Origin of the sequence: Ensifer sp. LC163, from assembly GCF_001695855.1 — a bacterium.
Classification (GTDB): domain Bacteria; phylum Pseudomonadota; class Alphaproteobacteria; order Rhizobiales; family Rhizobiaceae; genus Ensifer.
The window spans coordinates 1-17,094 of record NZ_MBSS01000032.1; the positions used below are offsets into that span (position 1 = coordinate 1).

The 17,094-nt window shown below is 61.6% G+C and carries 22 protein-coding genes; 10 read left to right on the plus strand and 12 right to left on the minus strand.

Annotation, left to right across the window (positions count from 1 at the left end; translation table 11 throughout):
* The 8 genes from BC360_RS22290 to BC360_RS22325 form a co-directional block, all read left to right on the plus strand.
* A partial coding sequence (locus BC360_RS22290; protein ID WP_139110157.1) for a zinc-binding dehydrogenase occupies positions 1–575 on the plus strand: 575 nt, incomplete at its 5' end.
* Between the two features lie 80 nt (positions 576–655).
* Positions 656–1,096 carry a YaiI/YqxD family protein gene (locus tag BC360_RS22295; protein WP_065785901.1) on the plus strand — a complete coding sequence of 147 codons (441 nt, stop codon included), beginning with the start codon at positions 656–658 and terminating at the stop codon, positions 1,094–1,096.
* Between the two features lie 41 nt (positions 1,097–1,137).
* Entirely contained in the window at positions 1,138–1,785 is a 648-nt protein-coding gene (locus BC360_RS22300; RefSeq protein ID WP_065796972.1) for a DUF1345 domain-containing protein, read from the plus strand.
* Between the two features lie 25 nt (positions 1,786–1,810).
* Positions 1,811–2,644 (plus strand): S-formylglutathione hydrolase, encoded by an 834-nt coding sequence (gene fghA, locus BC360_RS22305; protein ID WP_065796973.1) that lies wholly within the window; start codon positions 1,811–1,813, stop codon positions 2,642–2,644.
* Between the two features lie 25 nt (positions 2,645–2,669).
* Positions 2,670–3,047, plus strand: coding sequence for a fluoride efflux transporter CrcB (crcB, locus tag BC360_RS22310; RefSeq protein WP_065796974.1), 378 nt, complete (start codon positions 2,670–2,672; stop codon positions 3,045–3,047).
* 37 nt (positions 3,048–3,084) lie between these two features.
* On the plus strand, positions 3,085–4,077 hold the full coding sequence (locus BC360_RS22315) for an RluA family pseudouridine synthase (RefSeq protein WP_065785905.1): 993 nt from the start codon (positions 3,085–3,087) through the stop codon (positions 4,075–4,077).
* Positions 4,077–4,742: an HAD-IA family hydrolase gene (locus BC360_RS22320; protein WP_065796975.1), complete on the plus strand. Its 666-nt coding sequence runs from the start codon at positions 4,077–4,079 to the stop codon at positions 4,740–4,742. Before BC360_RS22315 ends, BC360_RS22320 begins: the two co-directional genes overlap by 1 nt.
* Positions 4,735–5,520, plus strand: a complete 786-nt coding sequence (locus BC360_RS22325) for an ATP12 family chaperone protein (RefSeq protein WP_065796976.1) — start codon at positions 4,735–4,737, stop codon at positions 5,518–5,520. The genes BC360_RS22320 and BC360_RS22325 overlap by 8 nt, the downstream gene beginning before the upstream one ends.
* Positions 5,521–5,682: 162 nt before the next feature.
* On the opposite strand, the gene sugE is transcribed toward BC360_RS22325, so the two are convergent.
* The 3 genes from sugE to BC360_RS22340 form a co-directional block, all read right to left on the minus strand.
* Entirely contained in the window at positions 5,683–5,997 is a 315-nt protein-coding gene (sugE, locus tag BC360_RS22330; RefSeq protein ID WP_065785908.1) for a quaternary ammonium compound efflux SMR transporter SugE, read from the minus strand.
* A gap of 220 nt (positions 5,998–6,217) precedes the next feature.
* Complete coding sequence (locus BC360_RS22335; protein ID WP_065796977.1) at positions 6,218–7,525, minus strand: replication-associated recombination protein A; 1,308 nt, start codon at positions 7,523–7,525, stop codon at positions 6,218–6,220.
* Positions 7,522–8,919 carry a DegQ family serine endoprotease gene (locus tag BC360_RS22340; RefSeq protein ID WP_065785910.1) on the minus strand — a complete coding sequence of 466 codons (1,398 nt, stop codon included), beginning with the start codon at positions 8,917–8,919 and terminating at the stop codon, positions 7,522–7,524. Before BC360_RS22340 ends, BC360_RS22335 begins: the two co-directional genes overlap by 4 nt.
* A 198-nt stretch (positions 8,920–9,117) precedes the next feature.
* On the opposite strand from BC360_RS22340, the gene msrP reads away from it, so the two are divergent.
* Together msrP and msrQ are read left to right on the plus strand one after the other, a co-directional pair.
* Positions 9,118–10,065, plus strand: coding sequence for a protein-methionine-sulfoxide reductase catalytic subunit MsrP (gene msrP / locus BC360_RS22345; RefSeq protein ID WP_065796978.1), 948 nt, complete (start codon positions 9,118–9,120; stop codon positions 10,063–10,065).
* Positions 10,066–10,067: 2 nt separating this feature from the next.
* Entirely contained in the window at positions 10,068–10,730 is a 663-nt protein-coding gene (msrQ, locus tag BC360_RS22350; RefSeq protein ID WP_065796979.1) for a protein-methionine-sulfoxide reductase heme-binding subunit MsrQ, read from the plus strand.
* A 39-nt stretch (positions 10,731–10,769) separates the two neighbouring features.
* Here msrQ and rplQ read toward each other — a convergent pair whose 3' ends face one another.
* From rplQ to rpsE, 9 genes are all read right to left on the minus strand, one after another.
* On the minus strand, positions 10,770–11,195 hold the full coding sequence (gene rplQ / locus BC360_RS22355) for a 50S ribosomal protein L17 (protein ID WP_025426687.1): 426 nt from the start codon (positions 11,193–11,195) through the stop codon (positions 10,770–10,772).
* 44 nt (positions 11,196–11,239) lie between these two features.
* Positions 11,240–12,250: a DNA-directed RNA polymerase subunit alpha gene (locus tag BC360_RS22360; RefSeq protein ID WP_025426686.1), complete on the minus strand. Its 1,011-nt coding sequence runs from the start codon at positions 12,248–12,250 to the stop codon at positions 11,240–11,242.
* Positions 12,251–12,353: 103 nt separating this feature from the next.
* The gene (gene rpsK / locus BC360_RS22365) at positions 12,354–12,743 is read right to left on the minus strand and encodes a 30S ribosomal protein S11 (RefSeq protein WP_003536496.1); all 390 of its coding nucleotides are present in this window, start codon (positions 12,741–12,743) and stop codon (positions 12,354–12,356) included.
* A 228-nt stretch (positions 12,744–12,971) separates the two neighbouring features.
* Positions 12,972–13,340 carry a 30S ribosomal protein S13 gene (rpsM, locus tag BC360_RS22370; RefSeq protein ID WP_025426685.1) on the minus strand — a complete coding sequence of 123 codons (369 nt, stop codon included), beginning with the start codon at positions 13,338–13,340 and terminating at the stop codon, positions 12,972–12,974.
* A 231-nt stretch (positions 13,341–13,571) separates the two neighbouring features.
* Positions 13,572–14,150, minus strand: coding sequence for an adenylate kinase (locus BC360_RS22375; RefSeq protein WP_053247119.1), 579 nt, complete (start codon positions 14,148–14,150; stop codon positions 13,572–13,574).
* On the minus strand, positions 14,147–15,487 hold the full coding sequence (gene secY / locus BC360_RS22380; RefSeq protein ID WP_065785913.1) for a preprotein translocase subunit SecY: 1,341 nt from the start codon (positions 15,485–15,487) through the stop codon (positions 14,147–14,149). Before secY ends, BC360_RS22375 begins: the two co-directional genes overlap by 4 nt.
* A 233-nt stretch (positions 15,488–15,720) precedes the next feature.
* The gene (gene rplO / locus BC360_RS22385) at positions 15,721–16,191 is read right to left on the minus strand and encodes a 50S ribosomal protein L15 (protein ID WP_065785914.1); all 471 of its coding nucleotides are present in this window, start codon (positions 16,189–16,191) and stop codon (positions 15,721–15,723) included.
* Positions 16,192–16,204: 13 nt separating this feature from the next.
* Positions 16,205–16,408, minus strand: a complete 204-nt coding sequence (gene rpmD, locus BC360_RS22390) for a 50S ribosomal protein L30 (protein WP_065785915.1) — start codon at positions 16,406–16,408, stop codon at positions 16,205–16,207.
* Positions 16,409–16,420: 12 nt separating this feature from the next.
* The gene (rpsE, locus tag BC360_RS22395; RefSeq protein ID WP_025426680.1) at positions 16,421–16,990 is read right to left on the minus strand and encodes a 30S ribosomal protein S5; all 570 of its coding nucleotides are present in this window, start codon (positions 16,988–16,990) and stop codon (positions 16,421–16,423) included.
* Between the last annotated feature and the right edge of the window lie 104 nt (positions 16,991–17,094).

Genomic DNA, 17,094 nt, shown 5'->3' on the forward strand with positions numbered 1-17,094 from the left:
AGATGGGTGCGACGGCGATCGTCTTCGGCCTCGGCGGCATCGGCCTCAACGTCATCCAGGGCCTGCGGCTTGCCGGCGCCGACATGATCATCGGCGTCGACCTCAACAACGACAAGAAGCCGTGGGGGACACGCTTCGGCATGACCCACTTCGTCAACCCCAAGGAGATCGGCGACGACATCGTGCCCTACCTCGTCAACATGACGAAGCGCGGGGCCGACCAGATCGGCGGCGCCGACTACACCTTCGACTGCACCGGCAACACCAAGGTGATGCGTCAGGCGCTCGAGGCCTCGCATCGCGGCTGGGGCAAGTCGGTGGTCATCGGCGTCGCCGGCGCCGGCCAGGAAATCTCCACCCGGCCGTTCCAGCTCGTCACCGGCCGCAGCTGGATGGGCACCGCCTTCGGCGGCGCCCGCGGTCGCACCGACGTTCCCAAGATCGTCGACTGGTACATGGAGGGCAAGATCGAGATCGACCCGATGATCACCCACACCATGGCGCTCGAAGACATCAACAGGGGCTTCGAGCTGATGCATTCCGGCGAGAGCATCCGCAGCGTGGTTCTCTACTAAATTCGCAATTCGATTCAGGAAGGCGCCGGAATCGATTGTATTCCGGCGCTTTTTCGGCTCTTTTGAGAAACTGATTCAAGATGATCTATGTCGATGCCGATGCCTGCCCGGTAAAGGCGGAAGTGCTGAAGGTGGCCGAGCGCCACGGCTTCGAGGTGACGTTTGTCGCCAATTCGGGCTTGCGCCCATCACGCGACCCGATGGTGCACAACATCATCGTGTCGGCAAGCTTCGACGCCGCCGACGACTGGATCGCCGAACGCGCGCATGACGGCGATATCGTCGTCACCGCCGACGTGCCGCTTGCGGTTCGTTGCGTGGCCGCCGGCGCATTTGTCACCGGCCCGTCCGGTCGCGTCTTCGACAAGAGCAATATCGGCATGGCCTCTGCCATGCGCGACCTTGGCCAACATCTGCGCGAGACCGGCGAAAGCAAGGGCTACAATGCCGCCTTCACCCAGCGCGACCGCTCGACCTTCCTCGAGACACTTGACCGACTCGCGCGCCAGACGAAAAAGTGAGAGCGCAGCGCCGATCCGCAAGGGACAGCAAGGGCACTTCAATGACAGCGACGACAAGGCTCAGGCACTGGCCGTTCTACACCGCATCGCTGTGCGCCTTCATCAGCCTGCCGATCACGTGGTTCCTCGCTTGGAGTTACGTTCTCGAGGTCGCGGCAATCACCTTTTTCTGCGTCTACCTCATCATGAGCGGCCGCCGGCTGCGGATGATGACCGGAAAGCACCTGAAGACGCACGCGCGAAACACGGACGAACCGGAAGCGGTAATCTTTCTAGTCACCTTCGGCGCTGCCGCCACGGCGCTCGTTTCGCTGTTTTTTGCTCTCAACAGGCCAGGCAAGGGGCCGACGCTTGAATTGGGGCTGGCCTTTGCATCCGTTGTGCTCGGCTGGGCAACCATCCACGCGATGGCGGCCATGCACTATGCCCATGCCTATTGGGTGCCGGGTGGTGATGGGCAACCCCCTGCGCCGCAGCGCGGGCTCGATTTTCCAGAAACAGCCGAGCCCGGCGGCTACGACTTCCTCTATTTTTCCTTCGTGATCGGCATGACCGCCCAGACATCGGACGTCGCCATCACCACCACGACGATGCGGCGTATCAACCTGATGCACGCCATCGTTTCCTTCTTCTTCAACACCGTGCTTGTCGCCGCTGCTGTCAACGCAGCCGTGCAACTCGCCGGCTGATCCCACGATACCCAAGGAGCATTTGATGAAAGTCCTCTCGCAGAACACCGCATTCGGCGGCATGCAGGGCGTCTTCACGCACGATTCCGAGGCCTGCAAGGGCGAGATGACCTTCGCGGTCTTCGTCCCGCCGCAGGCGATCAAGGAGCCGCGGCCAGTGCTCTGGTATCTCTCGGGTCTCACCTGCACCCATGCCAACGTGATGGAGAAGGGCGAATACCGCCGCATGGCCGCGGAACTGGGGCTCATCGTCGTCTGCCCCGACACCAGCCCGCGCGGGACGGAGGTTCCGGACGAACTCACCAACTGGCAGATGGGCAAGGGCGCGGGCTTCTACCTCGACGCCACACAGACCCCGTGGGCCGAGCACTATCAGATGTACAGCTACATCACCGAAGAGCTGCCGGCCTTCGTCAGCCAGCATTTCCGCATCGACATGAGCCGTCAGGGCATCTTCGGCCACTCGATGGGTGGTCATGGCGCAATGACCATCGCGCTGAAGAATCCGGACCACTTCAAGAGCTGTTCGGCCTTTGCACCTATCGTCGAACCGTCGACGGCCGACTGGTCCATCGGCGCCTTCGAGAAATACCTCGGCGAGGACCGGGCTACGTGGCGGCAATATGATGCCTGCGCGCTCGTCAACGACGGCGCTCGGTTCCCTGAATTCCTCATCGACCAAGGCAAGGCGGACAGTTTCCTGGACAACGGGCTGCGGCCATGGCTTTTCGAGGAAGCGATCAAGGGAACCGGCATCGACCTGACGCTACGCATGCATGAACGCTATGATCACTCCTATTATTTCATCTCGACTTTCATGGACGATCATCTGAAGTGGCACGCCGAGCGGCTGGCATAGTCCCCAAACAGCGGTTGGAGCTCCGATGACCCACCTTCTCCTTGTCGGTGCCGGTGGCGCCATCGGTTCGATGGCTCGCTACCTCCTCGGTCTTTGGACACTTCGGCGATGGGGGCCAGGCTTTCCCTGGGGAACGCTCAGCGTCAACATAACCGGCTCGTTCCTGATCGGCTTGCTTGCCGAGCTGATCATGCGCAAGTTCGGAGCATCGGCCGAGATGCGACTGTTCCTGATCACCGGCGTGCTCGGCGGTTACACCACCTTCTCGGCCTTTTCGCTGGACGCGATCATGCTGCTCGAGCGCGGCGAAGTCGCGCTCGCGTTTGGCTACGTCGCCGCCAGCGTCCTGCTTTCGATCCTCGCGGTGTTTGCCGGGCTGGCCCTCATGCGCGCAATGGTCTAAAGGCTGCCTCTAAAGAACAGGAAGCAGGTTCGCTGAGATGGCAGGCATAGAACACAAGCAGGTGGACGGCGACGAGGCAGGCATGCGCCTCGATCGCTGGTTCAAGGTGCATTTCCCCGGACTGGGTTTCGGTCCGCTGCAGAAACTACTGCGCTCGGGCCAGATCCGTGTCGACGGCGGTCGCGTCAAATCCGACACGCGCCTGCAGCCGGGCCAGACGGTCCGCATCCCTCCCCTTGGCGTCGATGCGAAAGAAACGAAGACGGGCCCGATCGCCGGGCGCGACCTTCGCCACTCGCCCGACGGGGAATTGCTATCACGCATGGTGCTGCATGAGGACGCGAAGGTCATCGTGCTGAACAAGCCCGCTGGCCTCGCCGTGCAGGGCGGCTCCGGCGTCAACCGGCACATCGACAAGATGCTCGAGGCCTGGACCAACCAGCGCGGCGAAAAGCCCCGTCTGGTGCACCGCCTCGACCGTGACACTTCCGGTGTGCTTGTCATCGCCCGCACGCGTGGCGCCGCGCAGAAACTGACGGCTGCCTTCCGCGAACGGGACACCAAGAAGACCTATTGGGCGCTGGTGAAGGGCGTCCCGCGCAAGCGCGAAGACCGGATCTCGACCTGGCTGGTCAAGGAACAGACCCCGGACGGCGACCGCATGCGCATCGCCAAACATGGCGAAGACGGCGCTGACCACGCCATATCCTATTACCGCGTGCGCGAGCAGGCGGCACAGAACCTCGCCTGGCTGGAGATGGAGCCCTATACCGGCCGCACCCATCAGCTGCGCGTGCATGCCTTGCACATCGGCCATCCGATCCTCGGCGACCCCAAGTATTTCGACGCCGATATCAACTGGAGCTTGCCCGGCGGCATGCAAAACCGGCTGCATCTGCACGCGCGTCATATCGACATTCCGCATCCGGACGGCGGTCGCCTGCGGGTAACCGCGCCACTGCCGCCGCACATGGTTCAGAGCTGGAACCTGCTTGGCTTCGAAGAAAACGAGCCTGGCGAGGACGACTGATGAAACTGGCGCTTTTCGATTGCGACGGCACGCTGGTCGACAGCGGCGGCCTCATCCATGAAGTCATGGCACGGACCTTCGAAGCCTTCGACCTCGAGCGGCCCGCAATTTCCGCGACCAAGGGCATCATCGGCCTGACGCTCGACATCGCCATTGCCCGCCTGCTTGGGCGCGATCATGTCGACGACCAGGCGCTGGCAATGACGGCGCACTACAAGGCGATCTTTTCCGGCGTTCGCGGCGAAGCCGGCTTCCAGGAGCTGCTGTTTCCCGGCATTGCGCAGATGATGCAGGCGCTTTCGGGCCGTGACGAGCTGCTGATCGGCGCGGTCACGGGCAAGTCGCGCCGCGGCCTGACACATATCGCCGAGACCCATGGCTTCGACCGCATGTTCTTCGTGTCGCGGACAGCCGACGACTGCCCCTCAAAGCCGCATCCGGCAATGGTGACGGAATGCTGCTCGGAGGCCGGGATCGACCCGAGCGACACTGTCGTCATCGGCGATGCGATTTATGATATGCAGATGGCGAAGGCCGCTGGTGCGGCCGCCATCGGGGTGGCGTGGGGCTATGCCAGCGTCCCCGATCTCGTTGAGGCGGGTGCCGATTACATTGCACGGACGCCGACCGACATCATTGAGTGGATGGAACACTATCATGCCTGATATTCGCGACGAACTCAGCGGAGCGTTGAGCCACGAGGACCCGGTCCGGCGCGCACAGATCCAGATGCTGAAGCCGCTGCCCAAGCGCTTCTACAAGGACGTCAGCATCGGCACCTTGGAAAACGACGGCCACAGCGTCTTGCTCGACGGCCGGCCGGTCCGCACGCCGGCGAAACATCCGCTTGCAGTCCCCACCCGCAAGCTTGCCGAGATGCTGGCAGCCGAATGGGACGCGCAGGTCGAAGTCATCGATCCCGCCAAGATGCCGGTCACCCGGATCGTCAATACGGCGCTCGACGGTGTAGCAAAGGACCAGCGCTCGGTTTTCGAGGACGTGCTGCGCTTTGCCGGAACCGATCTGCTCTGCTACCGCGCCGACAGCCCGGAAGGGCTCGTCGGACGGCAGAACGCCGTCTGGAACCCGGTGCTTGAATGGGCCGCGCAGTCGCTGGGCGCCCGTTTCATTCTTGCCGAAGGCGTCATCCACCAGGAACAGCCTGGTGAGGCGATCACCGCCTATGCAGAGGGTTTACGCGCCTTTGCGACGCCGCTCGGTCTGACCTGCGTGCATACGATCACCACCTTGACCGGCTCGGCCCTGCTTGCGGTTGCGTTCGCATCCGGCCGGCTGACGGCCGAACAGGCCTGGACCGCGGCCCATGTCGACGAAGATTGGCAGATCGAGCATTGGGGCACGGACGAGGAAGCGTTCAAGCGCCGCGAAGCCCGCTGGCAGGAAATGCTGGCGGCAGCAGCCGTTCTCGACGCGCTGCGATAGCGGCGCGCCGGAACACATTGCGAAAGATACTGCTCTACTGCATGTTTCCTTAAATCGTATCCGGTTTAAGGACAAAGACATGCAGCAATTCAAAGTGCTACAGCGACCTTTGCGCGTCTGATACGACGCGCGGCGCTGTAGCGAGAGATCTCTGACGTCGCGTTAAGCGGCGAGCTTTAGCCCAGCGATACCGGCAACGATCAGGGTGATGCAACCGAGGCGGACAAACGTGGCCGGTTCGGCAAAGAGAAAGATACCGAGAATGACGGTGCCGACGGTGCCGATGCCGGTCCAGACGGCATAGGCGGTACCAAGCGGCAGGGTTCTGACCGCCAGACCCAGCAGCGCGATGCTGAGGACCATCGAACCGACGGTCAGGATCGTCGGCGTTACCCGCGTGAAACCGTCGGTATATTTGAGGCCGATTGCCCAGCCGATTTCAAGGATGCCGGCAAGCAGGAGGATTAACCAGGCCATTTCAAACTCCTAGAGTATGGAGCGAGGCCGTCCCCGCGGATGTTCGGTATCGAAAGTCTCAAAACCGTGCAGCCGTCTGCAACGCGGCCTCTATCTCACGGTTGACTGACGGCGGCAAGATATGCCGGGGCAAATCAGCCCTGCGCGACTGGCAGGGCTTGAGCATTTCCAGGGAAAGTGCGAAGCGGTTTCCCGTCGGGAAATGCGAGGGAACAGAGAGTCAGCTTCGCTCTCGACGCAGCTTTGCCCACCATTCCAACCGCTTGCGGATCTCGCGCTCGAAGCCGCGTTCCGGTGGATCATAGAAGGTCTTGCGTCCCATTTTTTCGGGGAAATAGTCTTGCCCGGAGAACGCGTCGGGCTCGTCGTGGTCGTAGCGATAGCCGTCGCCGTAGCCCTCACCCTTCATCAACTTGGTCGGTGCGTTGAGGATATGTTTCGGAGGCAGAAGCGAACCGTTTTCCTTGGCGGCCCGCATCGCCGCCTTGTAGGCCGTATAGACACCATTCGACTTCGGCGCCGTCGCGAGATAGACGCAGGCTTGGGCGAGTGCCAGTTCGCCTTCCGGCGAGCCGAGATAATCGTATGCGTCCTTGGCGGCATTGCAGATCGCCAGCGCCTGAGGATCGGCAAGGCCGATATCCTCCACCGCCATGCGAACGAGCCGTCGCCCGAGATAGAGCGGATCCTCGCCGGCATCGAACATCCGGCAGAGATAGTACAGAGCAGCGTCCGGGTCGGAGCCACGCACCGATTTGTGCAGCGCCGAGATCAGGTTGTAGTGGCCGTCCTGGCCCTTATCGTAAACGGGCGCTCGTCGCTGCACGATCTTCTGCAGCGCGTCGACGTCGAAAATCTCGTCGGTCCGCGCGGCGCGCCAGACCTCCTCGGCCAGCGTCAGCGCCGCCCGGCCGTCGCCATCGGCCATGCGGATCAGGCTTGCCCGGGCGTCCGCGTCGAGCGGAAGGGGCTTGCCTTCCGTTTCCTCCGCCCGCTTCAGCAATTCCTGCAGGCTCTCTTCTCCATGTGGCTTGAACGTCAGCACGCGGGCGCGCGACAAGAGAGCGGCGTTGAGCTCGAAGGACGGATTTTCCGTCGTCGCGCCGACCAGGATGACCGTGCCGTCTTCCATGACAGGCAGGAAGCTGTCTTGCTGGGCACGGTTGAAACGATGGATCTCGTCGACGAAGAGCAGGGTCTGGCGGCCCGACATTCGCCGTGCGCGCGCCGATTCGAAAACCTTCTTGAGGTCGGCAACCCCGGAAAAGATCGCCGAGATCTGCTCGAAGGCCAGACCCGCCTCTCCCGACAACAGCCGGGCAACAGTCGTCTTGCCGGTGCCAGGCGGTCCCCAGAAGATCATCGATCCGAGCGAACCCGATGCGATCATACGCGTCAACACGCCATCCTCGCCGGTCAGGTGTTCCTGACCGGTGACTTCGGACAGCGTGCGCGGACGCAGACGATCGGCAAGCGGCCTTGCCGAGGTCATTTCCGGCGGTTCCGAGGAGGAGAACAGATCGCTCATCGGAAGAACTGACGAATGATCTGGCCGTCACGCTCGATTTCGACGCGCCAGAAGGAAGCGCCGTCCGCCATGACGGTCTCCAGCGTCTTCGAACTGTCGATCACAGCACCGTTGACGGAGCGGATGATATCCTTCGGCGCCAGCCCGATGCGCGCGGCAGGCGAGCCGCGATTGATCTCGGTGACCACGACACCCTGCAACGAGGTCGACATGCGCAGTTCCTCCGCCAGCCGTGGAGAGAGATTTGCCACAACTGCACCCGCAAACGGATTGCGGCCCTCAATGAGCCGTTCATCGCGGGGTGACGTCTCCGGCGCCCGGTCCAGCTTCAGGCTGACCTCGTGCAGCTTGCCGTTTTCGGAAACCGTAACACGCGCCTCGTGGCCGATGCCGACGGTGGTCAGGCGATAGCCGAGCGCATCGGGATGTTCGACGGCGATGCCGTTGACGGCCGTGATCACCTGCCCCGGCTTTATGCCGGCCGTCGCCGCCGGCCCGCCATCCACGACAGCGGTGACGAGTGCGCCACGGGCGCGATCAAGGCCGAGCGCTTCGGCGACTTCCGATGTCACGGGCTCGAAGGACGCGCCGATGAACGGACGCACGAAGGAGCCATTGCCGCCCTCGGCGGATGCGACGAAGACTTTCACCAGATTAGCCGGGATGGCAAAGCCGACGCCGTTCGAGCCGCCGCCCTTGGAGAAGATCGCGGTGTTGATGCCAATCAGCGCACCGTTCATGTCGATCAGGCCGCCGCCGGAATTGCCGGGATTGATGGCGGCGTCCGTCTGGATGAAGAAGCCGAAATCGCCGGACGATACCTGATTGCGGGCAAGGGCCGAGACGATGCCGCTCGTCACCGTCTGGCCGACACCGAAGGGGTTGCCGATCGCCAGCACCAGGTCGCCGACCTCGACCGCATCGGAATCGCCGATCGGGATGATGTCGAACGGGCCATCGGACTGGATCTTCAGCACCGCAAGATCGAGGCGATCATCCTTCAGCACGATCTTGCAGGGATATTCGCGGCCGTCGGCAAGCGCGACCTTGATATCGTCGGCGCCCTCGATGACGTGGTTGTTGGTAACGACGATGCCGTTCTTGCCGACGATCACGCCGGATCCGAGCGACGACTGCTTCTCGCTACGGTTCGGCATGCGCTGCCCGAAGAACTCCTCAAAGAACGGATCACCCGAGAAGATCGACCGGCGCTCGACCACCCGTTCGGCATAGACGTTGACGACGGCGTTCGCCGTCTGCTTGACCAGCGGGGAGAAGGAAAGCTGCATCTCCGTGCGCGATTGAGGCACGGCCTTTACATCCTGGGCCATTGCCGGACAGGACAGAGAGACAGCAAGAACGAGCGTCGCAAGCGCTCTTTGACCAAAGATCATATGAAGCATTCTCCTATTCGTCACCGCTACGTTCAGATAGGATTTCGCAGGAAAAAAGGCAAACGTCGCCGCGACATACGCAAAGTCCGCGCCATCACGCCCAACGCACGAAAACGTGGTTATCCACCTCTTTCTCAGTGATCGAAACTCTGGTCAGTTTGAGCAGACAAGACCCACACGTTCAAAGCGGAAAAGATCATGACGGCCTATCGTCCACCGAGAATCGCATCGTCCGAAATCACCCCGGAGGGCTGCTTTCTCTCGCGCCGCGCCTTTCTCGCAACGACGGCCGGTGGCCTGCTGGTAGCAGGCGCTGGCGCCGGTGCTGCCCAGGCCACCGCCCTTGCGGCGCTCAAGGGCAACTACACAGTCGACGAGGATCTGACGCCGGAAGCCGACGTCACCGGCTACAACAATTTTTATGAATTCGGGACCGGCAAGGCCGATCCTGCCGCGAACTCGGAAGCCTTCAAACCGACGCCGTGGACCGTGAAGGTCGATGGTCTTGTCGCCAAGCCGAAGGAGTTCGGGCTGGAGGAGCTTCTGGCACTTCCGCTCGAAGAGCGCGTCTATCGAATGCGTTGCGTCGAAGCCTGGTCGATGGTCATTCCCTGGACCGGGTTTCCGCTTGCAGCCCTGCTCGACAAGGTCGAGCCGCTCGGCAATGCCAAATATGTCTCGTTCGAAACCGTCGTGCGTCCCGAGGAGATGCCGGGCCAATCCGGCTTGTTCCAGCCCCTTCCCTGGCCCTATCGCGAAGGCCTGCGCCTGGACGAGGCGCGTCATCCGCTCACCATTTTCGCGGTCGGCGTCTACGGCAAGACCTTACCCAACCAGAATGGTGCGCCGATCCGGCTCGTGGTTCCCTGGAAATACGGTTTCAAGGGCATCAAGTCGATCGTGCGCATCTCCCTGACGGAAACGCCGCCGCCCTCGACCTGGAACCTGTCGGCACCCAACGAATACGGTTTCTATGCCAACGTGAATCCGGCCGTCGACCATCCGCGCTGGAGCCAGGCAACCGAAAACAGGATCGGTGGCGGCGGCTTCTTCGGCGCCAATCGCCGCGACACCTTGCCCTTCAACGGCTATGCCGACGACGTCGCCGGGCTCTATGCCGGCATGGATTTAAGAGCGAACTTCTGAGGATGGCCAAATTGCCCGCCCTGCCGAAACGCTTTCATTCCGCGTCCGTCTGGGCACTTTACGGGCTCGGCCTCTGTCCGGCCCTTGCCGCCTTCTACCTCGGGGCGACGGGGCGTCTGCCGGGTAACCCCGTCAAGGAATTCGAACATCTGCTTGGCATCTGGGCGCTGCGGTTTCTGGTCGCCACGCTGGCGATCACACCGATCCGCGACATCCTCGGCGTCAACTGGCTGCGCTATCGGCGCGCGCTCGGGCTTCTGGCGTTCTACTATGTGGTGATGCACTTCCTGGCCTATTTCCTGCTCGACCAGGTCCTGAACATCGCCGCGATCATCGCTGACATCGCCCGGCGCCCCTTCATCACCATCGGCATGGCCGGGCTGGTGATGCTCATTCCCCTGGCGTTGACCTCCAACAATTGGTCGATCCGCCGGCTCGGCAACCGGTGGAACCGGCTGCACAAGCTCGCTTACGTCATTGCCGCGGCGGGAGCGCTGCATTTCGCGATGTCGGTAAAGGTGGTTGGCCCGGAACAGACGACCTATCTCGCCTTGGTCACGTTGCTTCTATGCTGGCGTCTGGCGCGCAAGCCTTATCTGAAGCGCAAACGCCAGGCAGGCGCCCGGCCGATCCGAGCCCCTGAAACAGAAAAAGCGGCCGGGTGAGGAACACCCGGCCGCTTTCAATTCAACTTACCTGAAAAATCAGGCTGCTTCTGCAGCGTCAGCTTCAGCTGCGACGCGAGCGCGATCCTTCGCACCCTTTGCATCGGTGTCGCGGTCAACGAATTCGATGACAGCGAGAGCAGCGTTGTCGCCCTGGCGGAAGCCAGCCTTCATGATACGCAGGTAGCCGCCATTGCGGGTGGCGTAACGCGATGCGATCGTGTCGAACAGCTTCGAAACGACAGCGGCGTCGCGGATCTGCGAGATCGCCTGACGACGAGCATGCAGGTCGCCGCGCTTGCCGAGGGTGACGAGCTTTTCAACGATCGGGCGGATTTCCTTAGCCTTCGGCAGGGTCGTAACGATCTGCTCGTGCTCGATCAGCGAAGCTGCCATGTTGGCAAACATCGCCTTGCGGTGGCTGGCGGTTCTATTCAGCTTGCGGCCGGCTTTACCGTGGCGCATTGCTATTCTCCTTCACTTGCAGGCATCCGCCCGCAGTCTAACGGTTAGTATTGGTCTTCGTAACGCTTGGCGAGATCTTCGATGTTCTCAGGCGGCCACGACGGCACTTCCATGCCGAGGTGCAGGCCCATGGAAGCGAGAACTTCCTTGATTTCGTTCAGCGACTTGCGACCAAAATTCGGCGTGCGGAGCATTTCTGCTTCGGTCTTCTGAATGAGGTCGCCAATGTAGACGATGTTGTCGTTCTTCAGGCAGTTGGCCGAACGGACGGAGAGTTCCAGTTCGTCGACCTTCTTGAGAAGCGCCGGGTTGAAGGCGAGCTCGGTGACTGCCTCTTCCTCTGCTTCCTTCTGCGGCTCGTCGAAGTTGACGAAAACCGACAGCTGGTCCTGAAGGATGCGGGCCGCGAACGCGATCGCATCTTCCCCGGTGACGGAGCCGTCCGTCTCGATGGACATCGTCAGCTTGTCATAATCAAGAACCTGGCCTTCGCGGGTGTTTTCCACCTTGTACGAGACCTTCTTGACCGGCGAGTACAGGCTGTCGACCGGGATGAGGCCGATCGGCGCATCTTCCGAACGGTTGCGGTCAGCCGGAACATAGCCCTTGCCGTTGTTGACGGTGAACTCCATGCGGATTTCTGCACCCTCGTCGAGCGTGCAGATCACATGGTTCGGGTTGAGGATTTCGATATCGCCAACCGTCTGGATGTCACCGGCGGTTACAACGCCCGGACCCTGCTTGCGCACAACCATGCGCTTTGCGTCGTCGCCATCCATCTTGATGGCGATTTCCTTGATGTTGAGCACGATGTCCGTCACGTCTTCCCGGACGCCCGGGATAGAGGAGAACTCGTGCAGGACGCCGTCGATCTGCACCGCGGTGACAGCAGCACCGCGAAGCGACGACAACAGCACGCGGCGAAGCGCGTTGCCGAGCGTCAGACCAAAGCCGCGTTCAAGCGGTTCCGCCACCAACGTTGCCTTGGTGCGGCCCGAGGAGATGAACTCCACCTTGTTCGGCTTGATCAGTTCCTGCCAATTTTTCTGGATCATGTTTTGTGCCTTCCGTTCGTTGTCACCATCCAATCGTGACAACCGAGCCCCGAAGTCCGGGAGCGCGCCGAAGCGCCCTCACCGGCATTTTGAACGCAAATGATCAGACGCGGCGCTTCTTGCGCGGACGGCAACCGTTGTGCGGGATCGGGGTCACATCGCGGATCGAGGTGATCATGAAGCCCGCAGCCTGCAGCGCGCGAAGAGCGGATTCACGGCCGGAACCCGGACCGCAAACTTCGACTTCAAGCGACTTCATGCCGTGTTCCTGGGCCTTCTTGGCGCAGTCTTCAGCGGCGATCTGAGCGGCAAACGGGGTCGACTTACGCGAGCCCTTGAAACCCTTGGCACCGGCAGACGACCAGGCAATTGCATTGCCCTGTGCGTCGGTGATGGTGATCATGGTGTTGTTGAACGACGAATTGACGTGCGCGACGCCAGACGTGATGTTCTTGCGTTCGCGACGGCGAACGCGGGTGGCTTCCTTGGCCATAGGATCCCTTTCTTAGATCTCTGCACCGCCGTAATTCCAGCGGCTCCACCGGGAAAGGAATTTTCGTCCCCTGCCCTGCTTCTTCAGTTTCATCCAGGACCGGAGGAACCGGCCCTGCAGGCATTTCACGAAACCGATCCGGCTCCGCAACGGTCGGGCAACGCCCTTCCCAAACTGCAAAAGGAGGCCGGCGCGTGCGCCAGCCTCCCAATCTCCCTATTCGGGAAATTACTTCTTCTTACCGGCGATCGCCTTTGCCGGACCCTTGCGGGTGCGGGCATTGGTGTGGGTACGCTGACCGCGCACCGGCAGGCTGCGGCGATGACGCAGGCCGCGGTAGCAGCCCAGGTCCATCAGACGCTTGATGTTCATCGACGTGTCACGACGCAGGTCGCCTTCAACCTGGTAATCGCGGTCGATCGTTTCGCGGATCTGAAGAACTTCAGCGTCCGTCAACTGATGCACGCGGCGATCAGCCGGGATACCGACCTTCTCGACGATTTCCTGTGCGAATTTCGGTCCGATCCCGTGAATGTAGGTCAGCGCGATAACAACGCGCTTTGCCGTCGGGATGTTGACGCCAGCGATACGTGCCACGTCTATTCTCCTTGCGTTCCAGTTGCCATCCGGCAATAGGTGCTTCGTTACGCGACCTCAAGAGCCGCACGTTGATTGAGGTTCGAGACACGTCAAAAACGACCGTACCCGGACTTCGTTTCGTTGAAGACCGCGCCGATCGCTCCCATGTCGCGAGTTGGCGCTGTCTTTGGCGGAATCAGCCGGAAAAGTCAACTCCCCGGCGGTTCCTTTTCGGCAAAGACCCAGGGTCTAAGCCAGAATCTTCTCGATCTGTGCAGTCACGGCGTCTACATCGGCCATGCCGTCGACCGTCTTGAGCTCACCGGTGCCGGCGTAGTGCTCCGACAATGGTGCGGTCTTTTCCCGATATTCCGTCAGCCGACGCTTGAAGGCCTCCGGATTGTCGTCCGATCTGACCGAGCCGCCCGCAGCGATGGTTTCCGCTACGCGATTCTCCATGCGCTTTACAAGCGCAGTCTCGTCGACCTTCAGCTCGATTACGGCATCGAGCTTCAAGCCCTTGCCTTCGAGCATCTGGCCGAGAGCGACCGCCTGAGGAACCGTGCGCGGATATCCGTCGAGAATAAAGCCGTTGGCACAATCCGGGGCGTCGATCCGGTCCGACACGATCTCGTTGACGATCGCGTCAGAGACCAGCTGGCCGGCGTCCATGACAGCCTTGGCGCGCTTGCCGACGTCGGTCGCCTGGGCGACGGCTGCCCGCAGCATGTCACCTGTGGAAAGCTGCGGAATACCGTACCTCTCCGTCAGAAGCTTGGCTTGCGTCCCCTTGCCAGCTCCGGGCGGTCCCAAAAAAATCAGTCTCATCGTCCCCTCTTTCCTCCGCGCAGCTTCGACTTCTTGATCAGCCCCTCATACTGCTGAGCAATGAGGTGACCCTGGATCTGTGCTACCGTATCAAGGGTAACGCTGACAACAATCAAAAGCGACGTACCACCAAGGTAGAACGGCACGCCGGTCTGCGCGATGAGGATTTCAGGCAGGATGCAGACGAAAATCAGATAGATCGCGCCGAGCACGGTGATGCGCGTCAGAACGTAATCGATGTACTCGGCCGTCCGTTCGCCCGGACGGATGCCCGGAATGAAGCCGCCGTGCTTCTTCAGATTGTCGGCCGTGTCCTTCGGATTGAAGACGATGGCCGTGTAGAAGAAGGCGAAGAACGCGATCATGCCACCGTAGAGCACCATGTAGAGCGGCTGGCCGTGGCCGAGCGCACTAACGATCGATGTCGCCCAGCCGGGCAGCGTCGCGGTGTTCGCGAAGCCAGCGAGCGTGGCCGGCAGCAGCAGGAGCGACGACGCGAAGATCGCCGGGATGACGCCTGCGGTGTTGAGCTTCAGCGGCAGGTGCGACGTATCGCCCTGGAACATGCGGTTGCCGACCTGGCGCTTCGGATACTGGATCAGAAGACGGCGCTGCGCACGCTCGACGAAGACGATGAGCGCGATGACGGCAACGATCATGACGATGATCGCCAGGATCAGCGGGGTCGAAAGCGCGCCGGTGCGGCCAAGTTCCAGCGTTCCGGCAAGAGCCGTCGGCAGATGGGCGACGATGCCGGCGAAGATGATCAGCGAGATGCCGTTGCCGATACCGCGCGATGTGATCTGTTCACCGAGCCACATCAGGAACATCGTGCCGCCGAGCAGCGAGATGACCGTGGAAATGCGGAAGAACCAGCCCGGATCGTTCACGAGGCCGTTGCCGCTCTCAAGGCCGACCGCGATGCCATAGGCCTGCATGACGCCGAGAAGCACCGTGCCGTAGCGGGTGTACTGGTTGATGATCTTGCGACCCTGCTCGCCTTCCTTCTTCAGCTGTTCCAGCGCCGGAACGACGGAGGTCATCAGCTGAACGATGATCGAGGCAGAGATGTAGGGCATGATGCCGAGCGCGAAGATCGCCATGCGCTCCACTGCACCGCCCGAAAACATGTTGAAGAGGCCGAGAATGCCGCCGCTCTGGCCCTGGAAGGCCTGCGCAAACGCGTCCGGGTTCAGGCCGGGCAGCGGGATATAGGTGCCAAGACGGTAGACCAAAAGCGCACCAAGCGTGAACCACAGTCGTTTCTTCAGATCTTCCGCCTTGGCGAAAGTCGAGAAATTCAGGTTCGAGGCGAGCTGTTCCGCTGCAGAAGCCATGCAATTCTCCGCGTACCAAATCTCGGAATCAGCGGGAGTACCCTGTCCGTTCCGGAAGGACTAACTTTTCGTCTTGAAAACCGGACGCGAGGCGATTGTGACTGCAATCGGATGCCTCACCGTGGTTTCCGCTATGTCCGCCGAGGCGAGCGATTCGCCATCGCGGACGTGAGGCTCACATATGGGAGCAAAACCGCCCGGAGTGAAGCACCCCGGGCGGTTGATCAGTAATATTATTCTGCCGCAGCCGAAAGCAGCTTGACGGAGCCGCCAGCCTTTTCGATCTTTTCGATCGCCGGCTTGGAAGCGCCTGCAACTTCGAGCGAGATCTTCGCCTTCAGTTCGCCATCGGCCAGGACGCGAACGCCGTCCTTTTCGCGACGGATGACGCCAGCAGCCTTGAGAGCAGCTGCATCGACGGTCTTCGAAGCGTCAAGCTTCTTGGCGTCGATCGCCGTCTGGATGCGGCCGAGCGACACGACAACAAACTCCGAAGCGAAGATGTTGTTGAAGCCGCGCTTCGGCAGACGGCGGTAGATTGGCATCTGGCCGCCTTCGAAGCCGTTGATGGCAACGCCCGAACGAGCCTTCTGACCCTTCACACCGCGACCGGCAGTCTTGCCGGAGCCGGAGCCGATGCCGCGGCCAAGACGCTTGCGGTTCTTGGTCGAGCCTTCGTTGTCCTTGATTTCATTCAGTTTCATGAGCTTATCCCCCTCACTTCTCGTCGACGACGCGAACGAGGTGCTGGACCGACCGGATCATGCCGCGAACAGCTGGGGTGTCTTCCAGCGTGCGAACCCGGTGCATCTTGTTGAGGCCCAGGCCGATAAGCGTCTGACGCTGCACGGCCGGACGGCGAATGGGGCTACCGATCTGCTCGACGGTAACCGTCTTCGTGGCGAGTTCTTTCTTAGCCATCTGTCAGCTCCCTTATTCTTCGGAAGCAGCGCCGGAGGAAACACGGCGAGCCTGGAGCGTGGCGTACTTCATGCCGCGCTGAGCTGCGATGTCCTTCGGGTGCATCTGGTTCTTGAGGGCGTCGAACGTTGCGCGAACCATGTTGTACGGGTTCGACGAACCGGTCGACTTAGCGACGACGTCATGAACGCCGAGCGTTTCGAACACGGCGCGCATCGGGCCACCAGCGATGATACCGGTACCGGCCTTGGCCGAACGCAGCAGCACCTTGCCGGCGCCGTGACGGCCATGAACGTCGTGATGCAGGGTACGACCACCACGCAGCGGGACGAAGATCAGGTCGCGCTTGGCGGCTTCAGTTGCCTTGCGGATGGCTTCCGGCACTTCGCGCGCCTTGCCATGACCGAAGCCAACGCGGCCCTTCTGGTCGCCAACGACGACGAGAGCTGCGAAACCGAAACGACGACCGCCCTTCACCACCTTGGCGACGCGGTTAATTGCTACGAGCTTATCGACAAATTCGCTGTCGCGCTCTTCGCGGTTCTGGCGATCTTCGCGAGAACCCCTTCTTTCCTGTGCCATTGTCCTTTTCCTTTTTCTTTTCCGGGTGCAATCGGCAGATTGACAAAAGTCGCCCCCGTCACATGGATCGGAAGCGACCGGAAACTCATGAGGGTTCCAGGCGG

Bases quoted from the DNA above. Each gene is read 5' to 3' on its own strand.
- BC360_RS22295 (WP_065785901.1), top strand. From the start codon at position 656: ATGATCTATGTCGATGCCGATGCCTGCCCGGTAAAGGCGGAAGTGCTG.
- BC360_RS22300 (WP_065796972.1), top strand. From the start codon at position 1,138: ATGACAGCGACGACAAGGCTCAGGCACTGGCCGTTCTACACCGCATCG.
- fghA (WP_065796973.1), top strand. From the start codon at position 1,811: ATGAAAGTCCTCTCGCAGAACACCGCATTCGGCGGCATGCAGGGCGTC.
- crcB (WP_065796974.1), top strand. From the start codon at position 2,670: ATGACCCACCTTCTCCTTGTCGGTGCCGGTGGCGCCATCGGTTCGATG.
- BC360_RS22315 (WP_065785905.1), top strand. From the start codon at position 3,085: ATGGCAGGCATAGAACACAAGCAGGTGGACGGCGACGAGGCAGGCATG.
- BC360_RS22320 (WP_065796975.1), top strand. From the start codon at position 4,077: ATGAAACTGGCGCTTTTCGATTGCGACGGCACGCTGGTCGACAGCGGC.
- BC360_RS22325 (WP_065796976.1), top strand. From the start codon at position 4,735: ATGCCTGATATTCGCGACGAACTCAGCGGAGCGTTGAGCCACGAGGAC.
- sugE (WP_065785908.1), bottom strand. From the start codon at position 5,997: ATGGCCTGGTTAATCCTCCTGCTTGCCGGCATCCTTGAAATCGGCTGG.
- BC360_RS22335 (WP_065796977.1), bottom strand. From the start codon at position 7,525: ATGAGCGATCTGTTCTCCTCCTCGGAACCGCCGGAAATGACCTCGGCA.
- BC360_RS22340 (WP_065785910.1), bottom strand. From the start codon at position 8,919: ATGATCTTTGGTCAAAGAGCGCTTGCGACGCTCGTTCTTGCTGTCTCT.
- msrP (WP_065796978.1), top strand. From the start codon at position 9,118: ATGACGGCCTATCGTCCACCGAGAATCGCATCGTCCGAAATCACCCCG.
- msrQ (WP_065796979.1), top strand. From the start codon at position 10,068: ATGGCCAAATTGCCCGCCCTGCCGAAACGCTTTCATTCCGCGTCCGTC.
- rplQ (WP_025426687.1), bottom strand. From the start codon at position 11,195: ATGCGCCACGGTAAAGCCGGCCGCAAGCTGAATAGAACCGCCAGCCAC.
- BC360_RS22360 (WP_025426686.1), bottom strand. From the start codon at position 12,250: ATGATCCAGAAAAATTGGCAGGAACTGATCAAGCCGAACAAGGTGGAG.
- rpsK (WP_003536496.1), bottom strand. From the start codon at position 12,743: ATGGCCAAGGAAGCCACCCGCGTTCGCCGTCGCGAACGCAAGAACATC.
- BC360_RS22375 (WP_053247119.1), bottom strand. From the start codon at position 14,150: ATGAGACTGATTTTTTTGGGACCGCCCGGAGCTGGCAAGGGGACGCAA.
- secY (WP_065785913.1), bottom strand. From the start codon at position 15,487: ATGGCTTCTGCAGCGGAACAGCTCGCCTCGAACCTGAATTTCTCGACT.
- rplO (WP_065785914.1), bottom strand. From the start codon at position 16,191: ATGAAACTGAATGAAATCAAGGACAACGAAGGCTCGACCAAGAACCGC.
- rpmD (WP_065785915.1), bottom strand. From the start codon at position 16,408: ATGGCTAAGAAAGAACTCGCCACGAAGACGGTTACCGTCGAGCAGATC.
- rpsE (WP_025426680.1), bottom strand. From the start codon at position 16,990: ATGGCACAGGAAAGAAGGGGTTCTCGCGAAGATCGCCAGAACCGCGAA.